Annotated in this window: 13 protein-coding genes; 6 read left to right on the top strand and 7 right to left on the bottom strand. The window is 39.3% G+C overall.

The genetic code is table 11. The features are described 5' to 3' along the window. Positions 1 to 150: 150 nt before the first annotated feature. Positions 151 to 2,526 (top strand): LemA family protein, encoded by a 2,376-nt coding sequence (locus tag FAX86_RS14705; protein ID WP_144394222.1) that lies wholly within the window; start codon positions 151 to 153, stop codon positions 2,524 to 2,526. A gap of 57 nt (positions 2,527 to 2,583) precedes the next feature. Here the strand turns inward: FAX86_RS14705 and FAX86_RS14700 are convergent, their stop codons facing one another. Together FAX86_RS14700 and FAX86_RS14695 are read right to left on the bottom strand one after the other, a co-directional pair. After that, complete coding sequence (locus FAX86_RS14700; protein WP_144394221.1) at positions 2,584 to 4,431, bottom strand: M4 family metallopeptidase; 1,848 nt, start codon at positions 4,429 to 4,431, stop codon at positions 2,584 to 2,586. Continuing rightward, entirely contained in the window at positions 4,431 to 4,757 is a 327-nt protein-coding gene (locus FAX86_RS14695) for a hypothetical protein (protein WP_144394220.1), read from the bottom strand. Before FAX86_RS14695 ends, FAX86_RS14700 begins: the two co-directional genes overlap by 1 nt. 519 nt (positions 4,758 to 5,276) lie before the next feature. Here FAX86_RS14695 and FAX86_RS14690 point away from each other — a divergent pair. Together FAX86_RS14690 and FAX86_RS14685 are read left to right on the top strand one after the other, a co-directional pair. After that, complete coding sequence (locus FAX86_RS14690; RefSeq protein ID WP_342778964.1) at positions 5,277 to 6,986, top strand: peptidase domain-containing ABC transporter; 1,710 nt, start codon at positions 5,277 to 5,279, stop codon at positions 6,984 to 6,986. Between the two features lie 188 nt (positions 6,987 to 7,174). After that, positions 7,175 to 7,399 (top strand): hypothetical protein, encoded by a 225-nt coding sequence (locus FAX86_RS14685; RefSeq protein ID WP_144394218.1) that lies wholly within the window; start codon positions 7,175 to 7,177, stop codon positions 7,397 to 7,399. Positions 7,400 to 7,516: 117 nt separating this feature from the next. On the opposite strand, the gene FAX86_RS14680 is transcribed toward FAX86_RS14685, so the two are convergent. Then, complete coding sequence (locus tag FAX86_RS14680) at positions 7,517 to 8,446, bottom strand: ankyrin repeat domain-containing protein (RefSeq protein WP_144394217.1); 930 nt, start codon at positions 8,444 to 8,446, stop codon at positions 7,517 to 7,519. A gap of 188 nt (positions 8,447 to 8,634) precedes the next feature. Beyond that, complete coding sequence (locus FAX86_RS14675; protein ID WP_164503600.1) at positions 8,635 to 9,897, bottom strand: acyltransferase family protein; 1,263 nt, start codon at positions 9,895 to 9,897, stop codon at positions 8,635 to 8,637. 172 nt (positions 9,898 to 10,069) lie between these two features. On the opposite strand from FAX86_RS14675, the gene FAX86_RS14670 reads away from it, so the two are divergent. Further along, positions 10,070 to 10,918: a LytR/AlgR family response regulator transcription factor gene (locus tag FAX86_RS14670; RefSeq protein WP_144394215.1), complete on the top strand. Its 849-nt coding sequence runs from the start codon at positions 10,070 to 10,072 to the stop codon at positions 10,916 to 10,918. Positions 10,919 to 11,002: 84 nt separating this feature from the next. Here the strand turns inward: FAX86_RS14670 and FAX86_RS14665 are convergent, their stop codons facing one another. Both FAX86_RS14665 and FAX86_RS14660 read right to left on the bottom strand, forming a co-directional pair. Further along, positions 11,003 to 11,686 carry a protein-tyrosine phosphatase family protein gene (locus FAX86_RS14665; RefSeq protein WP_144394214.1) on the bottom strand — a complete coding sequence of 228 codons (684 nt, stop codon included), beginning with the start codon at positions 11,684 to 11,686 and terminating at the stop codon, positions 11,003 to 11,005. Between the two features lie 4 nt (positions 11,687 to 11,690). Continuing rightward, complete coding sequence (locus tag FAX86_RS14660; RefSeq protein ID WP_144394213.1) at positions 11,691 to 12,161, bottom strand: type III secretion system chaperone; 471 nt, start codon at positions 12,159 to 12,161, stop codon at positions 11,691 to 11,693. A 243-nt stretch (positions 12,162 to 12,404) separates the two neighbouring features. Between FAX86_RS14660 and FAX86_RS14655 the strand changes: the two genes are divergently transcribed. Both FAX86_RS14655 and FAX86_RS14650 read left to right on the top strand, forming a co-directional pair. Then, positions 12,405 to 13,463: a serine hydrolase domain-containing protein gene (locus tag FAX86_RS14655; RefSeq protein WP_205859216.1), complete on the top strand. Its 1,059-nt coding sequence runs from the start codon at positions 12,405 to 12,407 to the stop codon at positions 13,461 to 13,463. Between the two features lie 134 nt (positions 13,464 to 13,597). Next, complete coding sequence (locus tag FAX86_RS14650; RefSeq protein ID WP_164503599.1) at positions 13,598 to 14,872, top strand: sulfotransferase family protein; 1,275 nt, start codon at positions 13,598 to 13,600, stop codon at positions 14,870 to 14,872. A gap of 232 nt (positions 14,873 to 15,104) precedes the next feature. Here FAX86_RS14650 and FAX86_RS14645 read toward each other — a convergent pair whose 3' ends face one another. Next, positions 15,105 to 16,937 carry an acetyl-CoA hydrolase/transferase C-terminal domain-containing protein gene (locus tag FAX86_RS14645; RefSeq protein ID WP_144394210.1) on the bottom strand — a complete coding sequence of 611 codons (1,833 nt, stop codon included), beginning with the start codon at positions 16,935 to 16,937 and terminating at the stop codon, positions 15,105 to 15,107. Positions 16,938 to 17,045 lie beyond the last annotated feature (108 nt).

Raw genomic sequence — 17,045 nt, 5'->3', positions numbered from 1 at the left:
GACCACTGCTCGAGCACTGGCAAAAATGGTGATTAAAAAGCTTTAGTGTTTTGCCTGGATTAATGGTCGTCAAAATTTGCCTTTCTGAACGTTACAACTTACTCTAAATTCATATCTTAGATGCCATTTCACTAATGGAGAGTTTTCCACTTGCTATTACATGGCAGTGTCCTGCAAAAAGTCTTATTTGGTCTGTTAACCGTTATTTTGGCGATCGTTGGTTGGTGGTTAACTCAATCGGGCTTTGCCGAGATTAAATCCTTGCGTCAAATTGAACGTTTGCCTACCAGTCAGGTCGCCGCTGCGCTCGAAGGTGATGTAAAGTTGCAAGTGTCGGTTGAGTCATTCCAGGAAACTTTAGTGAGTGAATATTTTAAACAACCTTCGGTTTATTATCGTTATCGGTATGAAGAAGAAGAAACGGATTCTGACGGCAATACTTACTGGGACACCAAGTTCATTCATACGGATTCTAAAAACTTTTATGCCTCAGACGCTTCGGGAAAAGTTTTAATCCGTACTCAATCAAATCCGGATATTGAATTCTCATTACCTGTATCTCAGCAGTTAACCTCTGGCACAACACGTCATACTGAGTGGCGTATTGAGCGGGGAGATCGATTGTTTATTCTTGGTCAAATAGAGATTGGATCGTCGATTCCTGAGGTCGATTTTTGGGCCGACGGTAGCATATTGCCTTTAATATCGAAGTTTGACGAATCGGAAGAGAAATCCGGAATTGGTACATCCGTTATCATTAAAGTGTGTGGCGGCATGTCTTTATTTGCTTTAGCGGCACTTTGCTTGGTCATCACATTAGGCATTCATCGCATTCTTGCATTTTTAATCATACTCACATTGTCCGTGGTCGTTCCATTAGTGGAGCACGGTTTAGTGATGTTAAACGACGACATCTCTCAAACGGAGCGGATGCTTCAGCAGCGTAATCAACAACTCATCGAAAAGTTGGTGTTGCTCTCCGGCGACGAAGGTTCATTCATTCGAGAACATTTCTTAAGTGAAGAAAAGCAGGACGATAGTAAGCGTTTGAGTGATATCAACTCAGAGTTGATGTTCGATTGGTCACGAATTTCTGAAGCTATAAATCAATTGGATTTAAATGACTCTTCGTTTGATCAAACTTTGATTGACACGGCTTTTTTACAGCAGCAATTTAATCGTCAAATAACGCCTTTTCCTAATAATGTGATCGCTTGGTGGAGGGACGTTAAAGAACAATCGCTTTATGAGTGGTTACCCAATGAGTTGCAAATTCAGGTCAATGAAAAACTCGCTCAGTTTCAAACGACTAAAACGTCGGGGTTTTTGTCGAATTTAATTGTGATTTGCGGCGCATTACTGTGTGTGGGCTTCACTTGGTTTGGTTTTCGTTTGATAAGACTTAAGCGACATATTGAGAATTTACCGACCAGTAAAACGACAGGGTTGATGTTTGGTCTATCAGAGTTAAAGGGACGAGTGAAATTTTTATCTGAAATGCCTATGTTGGAAGCTCCATTAACGTCTAAATCTTGTTGTTGGTATCGTTATATTATTGAAGAGAAGCAAGGGAGCGGAAAAGATAAAGAGTGGGTAACCATTGAAGACATTACCGAACATACGCCATTTGTGTGTCAAGATCCTTTTGGCAAGGTTAAGGTAAACCCTCAATCCGCTGAGGTGATCAGCAATCGGAAAAAAGTACAACGCCGTGGCGATAGACGCTACACCGAATACCGAGTTCAATTGAATGATAAACTCTACCTCATTGGGCCTGCCCAAGTTGATGTCAGTTCTGGCGATACCTTAGAAATTCGGCACGACCAACAAAGCCCATTTTTAATTACCAATGAAACTGAAGATGCGATCATGTATCGCAAAGCTTATGGTGGAATGTTGAGCTTGACGGTTGCATTTGCAGCACTCATGTTTGGAGCTTTATTTTTATTAGGCGCCAGTGGAAGTTTTGCGCCGATCGATTATTTGATTGCGGCGCTCATCGCACCGACATATATGCTTGTTTTGATATTAATCTTTCACTACAACGATCTAGTTTTTCTGCGACAACGAGCCACTCGAAACTACGCGAATATTGAAGTATCGATGCAAAAGCGATTTGATTTAATTCCTAACTTACAATCGATCGTTGAGCGATTTATGGAGCACGAGCGCAAACTTCTAAAAGCGATCGTCAAATTAAGAAAAGCACTCAACTCAAATGCACTGAAGCCTGACACTTTAGGAGAGGTCGTTGAATATGAGCAGAAGGTGGTTTCGTCAGTGATTGCTCGAGTCGAACGGTATCCTGACTTGAAAGCTAATGCGCTGGCCAAAAAATTGATGAATAACTTGGTAGATTTGGAAAATGAAATTGCGTTGATGAGAGAAGGGTATAACGATGCCGTGGAGTATTACAATACCCGTATTTTATCGGTGCCAGATGTCTTTTATGCACGACTCTTCGGTTTTAAAGAACTGAGTCTATTAAATTTCGAAACCAAAAAATTTAAGCGAATTAGTTTTTAATCAATGAATAAGTCAGTACTGGCAAAGCACTGAATCAGCACTTTGCCATCTTTAAGACTAAGGAAGGCTGCCTTTGACTTCCAATGTTATACCAGAACTATCCGAATAACCTCTGAGTCCAACGTAAATAACACCATCAGGTTCAGAAATTTCGCAAGATTCCCTATTGCCCCAGCGATAGGGGCGGCAAACGTATTCAGTGAGTGTTGGTTTATAATTTTTACCTACGTATAAATCGACATCGCCATTCCCACCGAAAGTTTTAATTGACAAGTTTCCGGAACCTTCAGGGAGCCAAAAATAATAATATTTCCACTCGTCTTGAGTTAAAGAAATATCGGAATAAACCATGTCATGAACAACATCATAGCGACCCAATAAAGTAACGTTTGAAAAGTTCCTATAGCCTTTTAACATCACATAAACTGGCAATAATGGCTCTGATAATTTAGCCGAGTTTTCATACAATGATAAAGTACAGGTCTCATTATTACCACTACGATATGGGCGACAATCGTAATCGCTCGTCGTTGGAAAGCCATCTTTTTTTACATATAAGTCGACATCGCCACGGCCTCCTGAAATGGTAAATGTAACGTGTGTTTCATCCGGGGAAACCCAAAGCAAATAGTAAATTTCATCATTTGCATTACCCGATATTCCGGTGACGGGTCTATTGTGAGATAAACTGGTTGCTCGACAATAACCCGCCGCGCGATCAGGTAGTATGCCAACTTGATAGAATGCTAAGTCGACTGCGCAGGTGTCGTAGCCCAAATCTTGTGTTGCTAATCGGATCGCCTCTGCAGCATCAATCCAATCGATTCGCTCAGTCCAATAGTACATATTGGCTCGAGCAAAGACTTGAAAGGTTTGTTCGATATTCCAAAAGCTATAATTGGACATCAAGGAAAATGCTTTGTTAAAGACACCTGCGGCATGATGGATATCCATATCATCTGTGTAATCGGAAGCGTGATCAATGGAATGTCCATCGCGAGTGGGATCATATATGTAACGAAAAGCATTCCCCGATTCCTTGAATATGTCAGCACCGATCACCCAATCGGCATATCCGTATGCGTAATACTCAAAGGCCTCACCGGCCAAGTCCGAGTAACTTTCACTTAATGCACCAGACTGTCCTTCATGATGTAAATTGGAATATTGTTCTGTAAAACCATGAGACATTTCATGAGCAATAATATCCCGTGAAGTAAAACTAAATAATTGTTGACCCCCATCGCCCATATAAAATGAATCGCCGGCCCAAAAAGCATTTTGATAGTTTTGACCGTAGTTAAGTTTCATTTTTACTTTGAAAGGTAAAACTTCGACGCCTAACCAATTGCGATAAAACTTATAAACTTTGCCTGCAATATAGTGGGCATCATTAACAGGAGAATAAGCACCATTAATCGGAGGAGGACTGTTATCGGGGCATTGAAAACTATAAGTTTCACCGCCACTAGTAGCGCCTTTTAAATCGATGGTTTGCACCTCGTCATTCTCCATGATGCATTGGGCGCCTTCTTGTCGCACTTTTAAATAGCCATAATTTAGACCATATCGATATCGTCCAATACGTTCATTGCCACCGGATCCTGTTGCATTAAAGTGCTTTAGCGAATCGTGATAATTGAGTATTTCTCCACTATGAGCATCAACTTCAAAATAAGGCTGAGAGGGAAGAGGATCGTGAAGTAAAAATGATATCTGATAGACTAAGTGAGCTTTCTTACTTGCATCAAACCCGATCGCTAACTGTTGTTTTAAGTTTTCAAGGTTACTAAATTCTACCTCTACATTCTCACTGTCAGTCAGCCAGTGTTGTGCTAAGTTTAGAGCTTCTTTATCAGAAAGTGTCGGTTCTAGATTGATATAGTCATTATCTATACCGCTCATTATCGAGCCGAAGGCATTTGAAATTTCTCCTTTTTGATTTTTTTTAGAACGACCGACTCATTAATGACAGGAAGCTCTTTGTAATATTGATGATAGCGGGAGTAAATCGAACCGTCTTCTTGATATTCTCGAGTTAAGGTTAATTCATTTGAAGTCGATAGTCCTAACAGTCGAGCCGGGGAATGACTGACGACAGACGATGATTTAGACAGGGTTTTCAAATATTCAATTTGATCGGTTAATTTTTCTCTTTCAGCACTCGTTACATTTGTAGAAACAATGACACCAACAAACGCACAAAGAGAGATGTATTTAGTATTATTCATAGTATCTCCAATTGTGGTTAGAACGTTTTTTTGCTTTAGCAAGAGTTGTTAAAGCTTTTGTAGATTAGTTGTCAAATATTTGCATCACAATGAAATTGGTATAATTACCAAAGATTATTTATTAAATATTACAAATCGATAATAGCTAAAAATGAATCGAGTCACGTTTATGAATGGTCGTATTTAGAAATATAATAAAAGTTACTATCGATATAATCCGATATTTGGGGAAAAACATATGGATGTTATTGCAAAAAATGGATCTAAAAGAATGCACGAATGTTGTTGTCGCTTTAATAGTGAACTTACTACTAAATACAGTGTGTAAATTGGCTTCTGAAATTATCTAGAGCACCTTGAATGAAAGGGTGTGGGAAAGAGATTTATAAATTGGCGTAATGATTATTATCGTTTACAAAAAAACGGTTTTTGTATTCTTGGCCTTTTTATTTGGTGTTTACTAGTTGTTTTGAGTCGAAAGGTAAAGCAATTATCGTTACGTTCATAAAAGTTTAATGCCTGCGTTTTGATACTACTTCTTTTGAATTAATTCCGACGAATGACTTTAAGCCAGAGGAGGGGCGAACCAGACTAAAACTAAGCGATTTTTGGAGTCATATTCGCGGAATCAAACGCACGCTCATACAACTTTTCGGGCTATCGCTTTTGCTGCAGACGTTTGCAATGATTGCACCTTTTTATACCCAACTTGTCGTTGATGATGTTGTAGTAAGTCAAGACATGGATCTTCTCGTGATTTTGGCCATTGGGTTTGGGATGCTCGTACTGTTTGAGACGTTAACCAAAGCCTTACGATCATTGGTTCTCCTGTTAATGGGCTCTCAAATTAGTCTACAAATTGGCGCCAATTTATTTCGACATTTGCTGCGTCTTCCGATCGATTACTTCCAAAAGAGACATGTTGGAGATATTGTTTCGCGGTTTACCTCGCTGGAGGAAGTCAAAAAGCTTCTGACCTCAGGAGTTGTTGAAGCTATTGTTGATGGCGTTATGGTCATTGGTACGTTAATAATGATGTTAGTTTACAATTCAACATTAAGTTTTATCGTTATTACGGTGGTAATTATTTATACCATCATCAGAATGCTGCTCTTTCCGATGATGCGTCAGCGTACCGAAGAAACTATTGTAGCCCATGCCAAGCAAGATACGAATACAATAGAAAGTATCCGTGCCGTTCAAAGTATAAAAATATTTGGTGCCGAAAATCATCGCCAAACACTTTGGCAAAATCGATATGCTGACTCAATCAATAGCTCAATTCGTTTGGGTAAACTAAACATCAGTTTCGAGACGGTAAATAATTTATTGTTTGGTTTAAAGAATGTTCTGGTTATTTACTTTTCAGCTTTAGCAATAGTCGATAATGTATTTTCAGTTGGAATGTTGTTTGCCTTCATTGCTTACAAACGACAATTCACAGGAAAGGCCGTCAGTTTTATTGAGAAAATGATTCAATATCGAATGTTGGGTCTTCATTTGCAACGGCTCGGCGATATTGCATTGTCAAAACAAGAGGACTTGTTAGAACAGAATACTGAAAGTACAACGCATAGTGTGAAGGGTAAGATTGAACTTAAAAATGTCGGGTTTCGATATTCTGATAACGAGCCTTTCCTGTTTCGTAACTTGAGTATGATTGTGGAGCCCGGAGAGTCAGTTGCTTTGACGGGGCCTTCTGGAGTAGGTAAGTCAACATTATTAAAAATTATTTTAGGTTTAATGGAACCAACAGAAGGCGAAATCTTTATTGATGATAGGCCTGTCTCGAAATGGGATAAGCGATTTCTTCGAAATCAATACGGTACGGTGATGCACGATGACACTCTATTAAGTGGTTCTTTTGCAGAGAATATATCTTTTTTTTCAGAGACGCCTAATCATGAAGAAATAGAAAGATGTGCTGAAATATCAGGTTTCCTGGAAGATATTAAGAGCATGCCTATGGGCTTCAATACATTGATTGGTGATATGGGGACTACTTTGTCAGGCGGTCAACAGCAACGGTTGTTACTTGCTCGGGCACTTTATCGAAAACCTAAAATGTTATTGTTGGATGAAGCAACTTCTCATCTGGATGAAAAGTTAGAAAAGCTAATCAGTCATAATATCAAGAAGATGAATATAACACGACTGTTTATTGCTCACCGGTCAGAAACCATTAAATCTGCCGATCGGGTTGTTACATTGAAAAAGTACGAAATCTAACCTACAAGAAAGAGTTTGCTTTTGAAATTATATTCAAAAAAATTTCGGAACCTATTTAGGGTAAGCCAGTTGGTTGAATGATCATCTCAAAAGGAGGTTTGGATTTGCAGTTGAGATAGTGCAGAATGGTTTGGGGTTCAACGAATCCTATCGATTTCTAAAAACATAAACAAAAGGATCGTTTATTAATGAAAAAATTAATAATTATATTGTCAGTCGCACTGTTGTCTCTAGTTGGCGCTAGCGCCGTTAATGCCGCTATTAGTCCAGCACCTGAACTCAATCCCATTGATTGTGAGTTACCTGTTTTGGCTCCACCACCCGAAGGATGTCGTTATATTCGCATTGAAGTTCGTGGTGGTTGTCCGATATATCGTTTAATTTGTATTTCTGAAGAACCTCAACAAGCGTAAGTTAGCAGTAATACTCAAGTTATTTGACTTAATATTGAGCATTTTAAGCATACCAAAGCACACTTGCGCTTTGGTTTTGACTAAAGTCGATTAATACAGAGCTTTTGAAAATAAAGGTTATTGAGTCTGCTTTGTCGATGTTTTAACAATGATATCTTCTGGGCTACCACCCAAAAGTACGATGGTTTTTAAATAAGCATCGCTAATCGACTTTTTATTTTTCCAAAACTTTAAGAAACGCTTTGCACTACCGATGGATAAGTCTAAAGGAGTATGACCATTGGCGTCTTTTAATTTAGGACCCGCTTTATTCTCCAGTAGAAATTGCACGATCGCATAGTTGCCTTTTTTAGCAGCACTGTGAAGCATGGTTTGTTGTTTTTCCTGGTGCGAATTGATGTCGATACCCGTTTTGAGTATTTCTTCGATAACTCGTTTAACAAATGCATTGCGCCACTTTTGATCGTTTATAGATGCGTCATCATTTTCCGCTAAGATAAAATTGGGTGCGTAGTGTACTACGGCTTGGTGTCCGTAATGCCAGCCGCTTTTGTAAGTTTTGGACATATCGAGCCCTTGAGTAATTAATTGTTCAAACAATTTTAGGCCTTTTTCAGGAGCGGCATAAAAGGATTCTTGATAGCGTTTTTCATACTCACTATCGGTTAGCTCTTCATCAGGCTTATCTAAACCTTGAAAAAATAGAAAGCTATCGACGTTTTCAAATTGACGGGTTTGACAATCTACGTGGACATCGCCATCGCGATAGACGAAATTTCCGCGTTTGGTTAGTCGCTTGTGGTACTCGGCATCATAAATCCATGCGGAATCAAACTCACAAAAAGCCAAGGCAAGTGCATGATGATAAATAATGCGCTCATCGTATACCGACCCTTCCTTGCATCCATCATGGTTATCCGATTCGTTGATGCAAATATCAATGGCGGTTTGCACCGCAGTGTAGGTACTCATATTTTGTTTGATGGATTTTTCGTAGAGTAGCTCTGCGGCTTTCGAACATAGCGTTTTGGCACTACCTTCTTTCACCAGTCCGGTATATTTTAAGCAGGTATTTTCGTAACGTTTTATGAGCTCGGGTTTGTTGGTTAAGTCGGAAGTATTCGATTTATTTCGTTCAATAATCGCTTTTGATTCTTCTTCTATTTGAGATTCGTTGTATTCATCGAGCTTATTTCCAAAGTAGAAATAAGCCCAAACAGCAAGAATGAGTAGGGCTACAGCAGCTCTACTTCATCACGAATTCTCTTTTGAGAGCTCGCGTTAGCGGGCGATAGCGGTAGTGCTTGGGCTTTTCCGGGATAAGCATTTAATTTCATACCAAACATGAAGCGTGTTATAGCATTTCGGCGGATTACTTCGTAACTCATTGCACAACCCGCAAATGTTAAAATGATTAATGTGAGTGGTTCCCAAAATGGACCAAGAGCAAACGATTGAAGTTGCATTGCCACAATAATGGTGATGGTTTGGTGCAAAATGTAGAAGGGTAATACCGCTTCGTTCATATACTGCAAAAATCGATTGTTTTGACGTAAATAATGCCCAGCGTAGCCGACCAGCATAAAAAGCCAACACATCAAATTTAACGCTCGGATCGAAAAGATAATAAAATAGGTTTCACCTTGTGCGGCAAGCCATTGCAAATCGAATCCATGGTGGATTAACCAGTGGTCTAAACGACCATTATGTAAAATCAGTGTGCATACGTAGCCGATTATGGCTCCTATCAACCATGTACGACGATGTTGAATGGCTTGTTTCCAAGCGAGAGTACATTTAGGCAATAAATAGCCAAGAAAAAATATTGGGAAGTAAATGGCATGTGAAAACCAGTCGTCGACCAATGCATGGGTTGTTGGAAAAAGTGGTTTAATCCAATACATCGCAATGCCAATCCAGGTCGTGAGTGTGATGAGTAAAACCCAGATGCTTAACTTAATCATTGAAGTGTTATTGGTGATGTACATTAATGCCGGACGTATCGCCAAATAAATGAGAGTGTAGGCGAAAAGGTATGCAAGATACCACAAATGATTCCAGGTTAGTAAACCCAAAGGGCTGTATTGATAGTCCTTAAAATGCGTCGTGTTTGGATTGATATAAAAGTTCATAAACTCAATGTAACTGCCCTGGAATCCAGCGTTATGAACAAGTTCGTAATACAGTTGGGGCGGAACAATTATGTACATACCTATAACGAGGGGGATAAAGACACGGAGTGAGCGTAATTTCAACAATTGGCTAGCTTTGAGTTTGGGTTCGACTAACGCCAAAGCCATACCCGAGATTAAGAAGATCAATGGCATACGCCATCGATTGGACAGTAACATCAGATTTTGTAAAAACTCGCTTTGATGTTGGCTTTTAACGTGCCAACCCCAGTCGAACACATAGAACATCCCTATGTGATAAAAAATGAGCAATAAAAAGGCTAAAGTTCTGAGCCAGTCAATATCGTAACGTCGGTTGTCCACCATAGAATCTCCAATTATTCTTGATTTAAAGAACTCAGCAATCAACCTTAAGTGTGCCAATGACTGGTGACAAAAAGCATATAATGTGTTTAAAAAACAAAGAACTGTGATAAACGGTGGTATACTGGGATGAAAATACAAGCTTTTCGAATCTGTCCTTTGTACAGTAGTGACCATGAATCGACTTGAACACTTTCAAAAATATCAGCGGTGGTATGAAGTAGGTTTGATCGCCTTATTTTTTCTCATCAATAATTCGATTTTGGCAACTTCTATCCTTATGGAAGCCAAGCGTAGTGGCGAAAGGAACTTTCAATTGTGGGAGCCTTTTGTTTGGGAATATACCAGTGCAATGAGCACTGTTATTCTATTGTGGCCATTATTCCGTTTTATTTCGCGGTACCCCATTGTGTGGGAAAAGCTACTGCGAAGTGGCTTCATTTACTTCTTTGCCTCTATTGTTTTTTCGTTATTCCATGTCGCCATTATGGTGGCTCTTCGAAAAGTTATATACTTTATCCAGGGTGGCACTTACGATTTTGGTTCACTCGGTTTTGAGTTGCTTTATGAATACCGCAAGGATCTTTGGTCCTTTATATTTATCATTGCCGCATATCACAGTTACCTATTTATCATTCGGCAACTTACCGGTGAGGCCAATTTGGTACAAGCGGGTGAGGAATCTGTGCCAAACAATTTAAGTGATCGACTGTTGGTTAAGAAACTGGGTAAAGAATTCATTATTCGAGTTTCCGATATAGAGTGGATGGAGTCATCAGGTAATTATGTAAATCTCCATGTGAAAGGGCGTGTGTATCCAATGCGTACAACTTTGTCTGCATTAGTAGATAATATTGCTGAAAAGGGATTTTGTCGTATACATCGGTCGCACGCTATCAATCTTGATGCTATAGAGACTATTACCCCATTCAGTAGTGGCGACAGCGAGGTTAAGTTATTAAGTGGAAAAGTGTTGAACATGTCGCGTCGGTATAAGGACCAACTGAAAGGCCATTTGTTGTAGTTTTGAAATGGATTAAAATCTAAGCTGAAGTGAAGTCTGATAATTGAGTATTACAAGACTTCGTATTGAGCTATTCGATGTTGTTTATTTCCAAGCGCCGTTGAGTCTTTGTTCTAATAATTCTTTGAGAACGGCTTTCTGTGCTGATGTTTCAACGTGATTATCACTCATTTTTTGATCTAATTGAGCTTCAGTTTTAATATCGCCATTGTATATTTGATAAGCCGTTACTGCTGTTCCTGTACGACCATGACCATACCCACAATACAATTCAGTCAACTCTCCCTCGGATATTAGACTTGCTGCTTCTTTTAAATTCTCTATATCTGGCGCAGTAAAGTCCTTTGTTTTAAAGTGGGAAAACTTAATTCCAGCTTTCTCAAGAGCTTCTACATCTGGTTTTTCATTTTCATTAAAACTAATGACATGAGTAACTCCAGCCGATATTAATTCATTAATGGCTACTTCATCAAATCTCGGTCCACCCGAATTATAATGAGGTGCTGAACTTCGTATAAGATTGTCATCAACGCGTTCCGAGCGTTCAAAAATCTTTGATCCTTCTAAGGGATTATTGAGCACTTCTGCGCTTGCGACACTCTCTATTTCTATACCGCCTCCGACATGAGTGACTTCTTGTCCACTTTGGCGTTGTTCAACAGATTCATCTCCGCTTTGTGGATGATCTTGTCGATTATGTATACCTTCGAAATTTGCATTATCAATATTATTTGCTGCACCATTCGGTAAGCCACTAATACCAGTCATGGTTTTAACCCCTTATAAAGTTATTTTGTAAGTAAAAAGAAGAGTTGTCGTGATTGGCTCTTGATTCAGAGTATTCATTGTCTTGTGCTATGGATTTCCAATGTTTTGCTGTAGCTACAAAGCGATTAATGGCTGCAGTCAGTGACTCAATTGATTCTAACGCTTGGAGTGTCCAGCGATCAGTAAGGAAAATGCAGTCGGTCGCTGAATCAATAGATAGAGTCGCGCCATTGGACTTGCTCCAAAAATAGTTCGCATTCAAGAGCTCTACTAAAAAATCTTGATTATAGTTTGAAATTCGTAATAAATTGGAGAATACGAGTATATCTTCTGTTTTTGAACGCCATTGAAAGTCGATTTTAATATTGGGTTTAAAAGTTAGAAATATCTTATAGCCATCGTGTATCAATAGATTATTAATTCCTACGGATTTTCCGTAACCTTGTATTAAGGTGGTAAATTGCTCTTCGAGCATAATAATTCTCGTTAAATCGATGATTAGTTTGGAAATAATCACTCAAGTTTCGATACGACTCTATCAATTGTAATCTTGGCTTTTTAGAAAACAGTCAGTTTTTAAGACACCTTGTTCTAATTTTGGGCCATTCAACAAATTCTCGGTTCGTTACAATTACTGACTGCAAAGTTTGTTTTTAAGATCTATTCTAGTCGTTCTGGAAATTAAGTTGGTACAAGAGAAATGGCAATTAGGTCTTTAATGTATTGGTTATTAAGTGTTGTCTTTTTACTGCCACTTGCGTTGCAAGCTTCTACCAATGAAGAGTTGCAAGCATTTTTAGATAAGATGGTTAAGGAAACGGATGCACCGTCTCTATCGGCAGCTGTTGCGGTAGATGGCAAAATCTTTGCCGCTGCGTCGGGTTATGCAAATACTGAAAAGAAGCTACCAGCGACAACTGACACGCAATATCGAACGGGCTCAGTGGCTAAAGTAATTGCCACCACGGCTTTTATGACATTGGTTGAACAGGGTAAGGTAACGCTGGAAGATGATGTAAGAAGCTATTTAAGCTATCTCCCTAAAAAGCGTTGGCCATATTCCATTGCGCATATATTAACTCACACGAGTGGCATACGGCATTATAATTTTGGTGAGTACGGATCGAATACGCATTATCCAACACTCGAGGAGGCGACGAAAGTTTTTCGGGATGATGATTTATTGTTTCAGCCCGGAACAGGGTACACCTATTCAACTTATGGCATTAATTTAATACAAGGAATCATAGAAAAGACAACGGGTAAAACGTTATCCGAATTTCTGGAAGCAACTCTATTTAGTAAAGCATCCATGAAGAATACCGCACTCGAGTTTCACGATAAGACCTATCCGAATTTTGCCGTGGGTTACCGAAGCTTTTTGACGTCTTTGCCGGTTAAGAATATTAATGTGAGTAACAAATACGTTGGAGGTGGTATGATAACAACGCCCACCGATTTAGTATCAATGATGATTGCATTAAATGATGGCCGACTAGTTAAACCAAAAACAAAACTGTTAATGTGGTCAATTCCATTTCCAAAGGTTGCGCCTGATCGAGCGTACGGATGGGAATGGATTTCTCGAAATGGTATTAAGCTCGTTTCTCATGGCGGAGCGATTAATGGATTCGAGTCGTTCTTAATACACGATCCAAAAAGAAATTTAACCGTTGCAGTTATGGTGAATCGCGATGGTTATGATCATACCTCAAGAACAACCTTTGGAATATTTGACTTGTTTACAAACGATGAATCTGCGGAGTTTAGCTCTTAATTAACTTTGGAAATGTATAAATTAATAAAACGAGATTTACAGCGATGGTCATATTGACCCTGTAGTTTATAAAGCGTACATTGAAGTAGCATTGCTTATAATAAAAAAAAAATTAATTGCTAAAAGGTATGTTTATGTTGAAGACCATGGGCCAGTCTATTATCCGTTTTATCGTAAACTCAATTATTGAAATAAAGTATCTGTTTATCTCAAAAAATCCCTTGGATGTTGATGACTTAGTCAAACAAGCTCGCAAAAAAACGGGACTTATTGATTTTGGAGATGAAAGTTTTTTGGAGCCGTTGCACCGAAATTTAGAGGAAGCGGTGGAAAAGAAAATATTGCACCGAAAAGGTACAGTGATACAGCGTGAAGGAAAAATAAAGCTGTTGAGTAACCGACTGGAAATTAATGATTATTTAAAGAAACATCCCAAAGTTAAAGACGAAGTGATTAAAGAGCCGATTTTTATCGTTGGGTTGCCTCGTACTGGAAGTACTATGCTACATCGATTGCTGGCTTGCGATCCTGCTTTACGTTGGTTACGTGGTTGGGAGTCTCATGGTGTGGTACCACCGGTTGATAATAAAAGTCGAGACCGTAAAATTGCCAGTGTACGAGCTGCTGTCACTTTAATGGATATTATGGAACCTCGACTTAAACCGATTCATCCAGTTTCGGTTACTGGACCAGAAGAATGCTTAGGACTGTTGGCCAATAGTTTCGATACCATCGTGAGTAATTTTTTCAATACCGATATGGAATTCAGCCGTTGGACACGTAACCGAGACACGACCTCCAGCTATGAGTTTTATAAAACTCAATTGCAGATTCTGCAATATTCTTCGCAGTACAAAGGACAATGGTTATTAAAATCACCTATGCATACTCATGGAATGGAAGCGATTATTAAAGTATTTCCTGACGCAAAGTTTATTCAGATGCATCGCGACCCTCGGGATGTTATTGCTTCTATCTGTAGTTTAACGCAGAAGTTTCAGGAATTGGTGGCTGGGCCTATTGATCCGATAGTTTGTGGTAAAGAGCAATTGGAGCTTTGGCCCGAGTCTCTCGAAAAATGTGCCAAAGCGCGCGAGAATATTCCTTCCGATCGTATTGTTGATATTTTTTATCCGGAACTTATTGCTGATACGATCGGCACAGTTCGCAGTGCTTATAATCAAATAGGTTTAACCTTATCGCCAGAAGCCGAATCGGCGATGCGGATGCGGATCGCTAACCGATCGAAGAATCGAAAGCGCCATCATTATGCGCTGTCGGACTATGGTTTGGACAGAGCAAAAGTAGAGCAGGCATTTGCTTCCTACCTTGCGGAGTTTGGCTCTCGTTTGAATCCCAATCCTTCCAAAGCCTCGCAGAAAAAAGCTGAGGAAGAAACTGCATCTTAATAAATAGCTTCCCGTAAACTTTTGAGAGTTCAGAGTAAACCGCTCAATGCGGAAGCATTGAGCTCTACTTGTTTTCACCACTTTTAGGGATTGCTTGTTTTAATCGAGAGTGGAAAAGTTTTCGGAAAGCAGCTTGATTGCAGTGAGTTTAAATTATTAAAGTGCGAATCGAGCGAGTATATCACTAGCAAACTATTTTAAGAGTCTATCTTGAGCATTACTGCTGGCGACATTATTTCATAGCGCCGAGTAGCAAGATCCGGTAAAGTCTGTCTTTCAATGTTTGGACATTTGATAGTTGCATACGTTCGAGACATTCTTTCTGTTCTTTTGTTGTTGGCTGAGCCATTACCCCACTTATCAAGAGTTTTAATAGATCGAGTTTTTTATGTGAGTTATTCTTTATTATTTCTAGTGCGGGAATAAGGTATTCTTCTACTTCGGTAAAATCACTGCCCAAAGGGAATTTAGGAAAAAGATCATACTCTTTATATTGCGTTGTTATGCTATCTATTTGTTCGGTTAAGAATTTAGGTGTGTTCTGTTGATGGAACTTTGGTATTTGATAGGACTTTTCGATCTTTCCGGCTTTTTTAGCCTGTTGTAATAGTTTGCTCTGAAAGCGAGAATCGGCAATGTTTAACATCGCTTTAATGGCTTCTGCTTCTGTTTTTCCCCTGAGATCGGCAATACCATATTCCGTGATTACTGTATCGCGTAAATGCCATGGTACTGTTTGATGCCCATAGTTCCATACAATATTAGAAACTACTTTTCCTTTACTGATACGAGTTGCGTTAAGTGTGATTATCGAGCGTGCTCCAGGTAATGCGAACGCTTGTGATACAAAATCAAATTGCCCACCCACACCACTAATCACTTGGCCATTTTCAAGTGCGTCAGAAATTACTGCTCCGCGCAACGTCACCATCATCGCTGAGTTAATAAAGCGAGCATCGCGACGCTGATTGATTTTATTAGTAACGTCGCCTTCGAGCTTGTTAGTAAAGCTCACGGGCATCATATGAAACAACTGCCGAATTTCTAGCGGCATTGAACGAAGTTTCTTATAAAAACTTTGGCTGCCGAGGAAGAAGCCACCATGTAATAGTACTCCATTAACTTTCCGAGCAAGAATACGGTGCTCGAATAGTTTTAGAAAACCATCGACAAACATTTCACTTAATGCGTATAGACCTTCATTGTAAGGAAGTAGGCGGGAAGTTTTAGTTTCATCAACGGTTAATTGACTAATCAGCGCATTAAATAATTCATTATTGTTTTGACGTAATGTCAGGGCGTGACAAATGGCATCGCCAATTGCACCAATACCAATTTGTAACGTACCACCGTCTTTTATTAAACGTGCGGCATGTAAACCAATAATATGATCGGCCTGGCAAAGCGGTGTTTTGGGTATACTAAAGACGGTATTTGTATCCTGATTGTTTTGTAGAAGATAGTCGATTTCGTTTGTGTCGATTTGTGCTGCTCCGTACATAAAAGGTAACCCTTTATTTATTTCAGCGGCAAATACAAAGTCCGCATTACCAGATGCTCTATTTTTTAATAGGTCAACCGTAATATCTGGGTTGCATGACAAACTATAGTTCTCCCCGTCACTGCTTATGGATTGAGCCAATACATTCAAACCTTTATCAATTAAGACATTTAGAGCATGGGTGTAATTGGCTGGAATATAGTTTTGTTGAACACGCTCGCATCCTATCCATTGACCAGACATTAAAAAGAATTCATTGACCTCGATATTTTTTGGCAGCTCATTGCGTTGAAGTTTTTGTGCATAAAGAAGTTCTGGTGAGCGCCCAAATAGACGATCGGCTGCTGGTTCTAAAAAGCGCTTCTGTAATTCATTTTTTGGCTTGGGTTTAACTAAGGTTAATGCAGTGAAAATATTGAGATGGATAGACTCATCTTCTAATGCGAGTTGTGTTAAAGCATTTGCTATGTCGGGCGCTTTGCCTGCACCTAAGGGAAGACCGAGTACAATATTTTTGCCGACACGTTTAACGATATCGTGAGCAATATCTCGAGCTGTATTCAAGGTTCGGTAAACTCCTTATAACATCTATTCGACACTCGCAAACACTTAAAGACCTGTACGAGAGGTGACAAATAATCGAATGCCTATTTTTGTCTGGTTTGAGTATAA

Origin of the sequence: Pleionea sediminis, assembly GCF_007570825.1 — a bacterium.
Taxonomy (GTDB): Bacteria; Pseudomonadota; Gammaproteobacteria; order Enterobacterales; family Kangiellaceae; genus Pleionea; species Pleionea sediminis.
The sequence above is the reverse complement of the archived record's forward strand: the minus strand, read 5'-3'. Positions and strand labels throughout refer to the sequence as shown.

What these genes read in the sequence shown, in the direction of transcription:
- FAX86_RS14700 (WP_144394221.1), bottom strand. Translation starts at nt 4,431, where the DNA reads ATGAGCGGTATAGATAATGACTATATCAATCTAGAACCGACACTTTCT.
- FAX86_RS14695 (WP_144394220.1), bottom strand. Translation starts at nt 4,757, where the DNA reads ATGAATAATACTAAATACATCTCTCTTTGTGCGTTTGTTGGTGTCATT.
- FAX86_RS14685 (WP_144394218.1), top strand. Translation starts at nt 7,175, where the DNA reads ATGAAAAAATTAATAATTATATTGTCAGTCGCACTGTTGTCTCTAGTT.
- FAX86_RS14675 (WP_164503600.1), bottom strand. Translation starts at nt 9,897, where the DNA reads ATGGTGGACAACCGACGTTACGATATTGACTGGCTCAGAACTTTAGCC.
- FAX86_RS14670 (WP_144394215.1), top strand. Translation starts at nt 10,070, where the DNA reads ATGAATCGACTTGAACACTTTCAAAAATATCAGCGGTGGTATGAAGTA.
- FAX86_RS14665 (WP_144394214.1), bottom strand. Translation starts at nt 11,686, where the DNA reads ATGACTGGTATTAGTGGCTTACCGAATGGTGCAGCAAATAATATTGAT.
- FAX86_RS14660 (WP_144394213.1), bottom strand. Translation starts at nt 12,161, where the DNA reads ATGCTCGAAGAGCAATTTACCACCTTAATACAAGGTTACGGAAAATCC.
- FAX86_RS14655 (WP_205859216.1), top strand. Translation starts at nt 12,405, where the DNA reads ATGTATTGGTTATTAAGTGTTGTCTTTTTACTGCCACTTGCGTTGCAA.
- FAX86_RS14650 (WP_164503599.1), top strand. Translation starts at nt 13,598, where the DNA reads ATGTTGAAGACCATGGGCCAGTCTATTATCCGTTTTATCGTAAACTCA.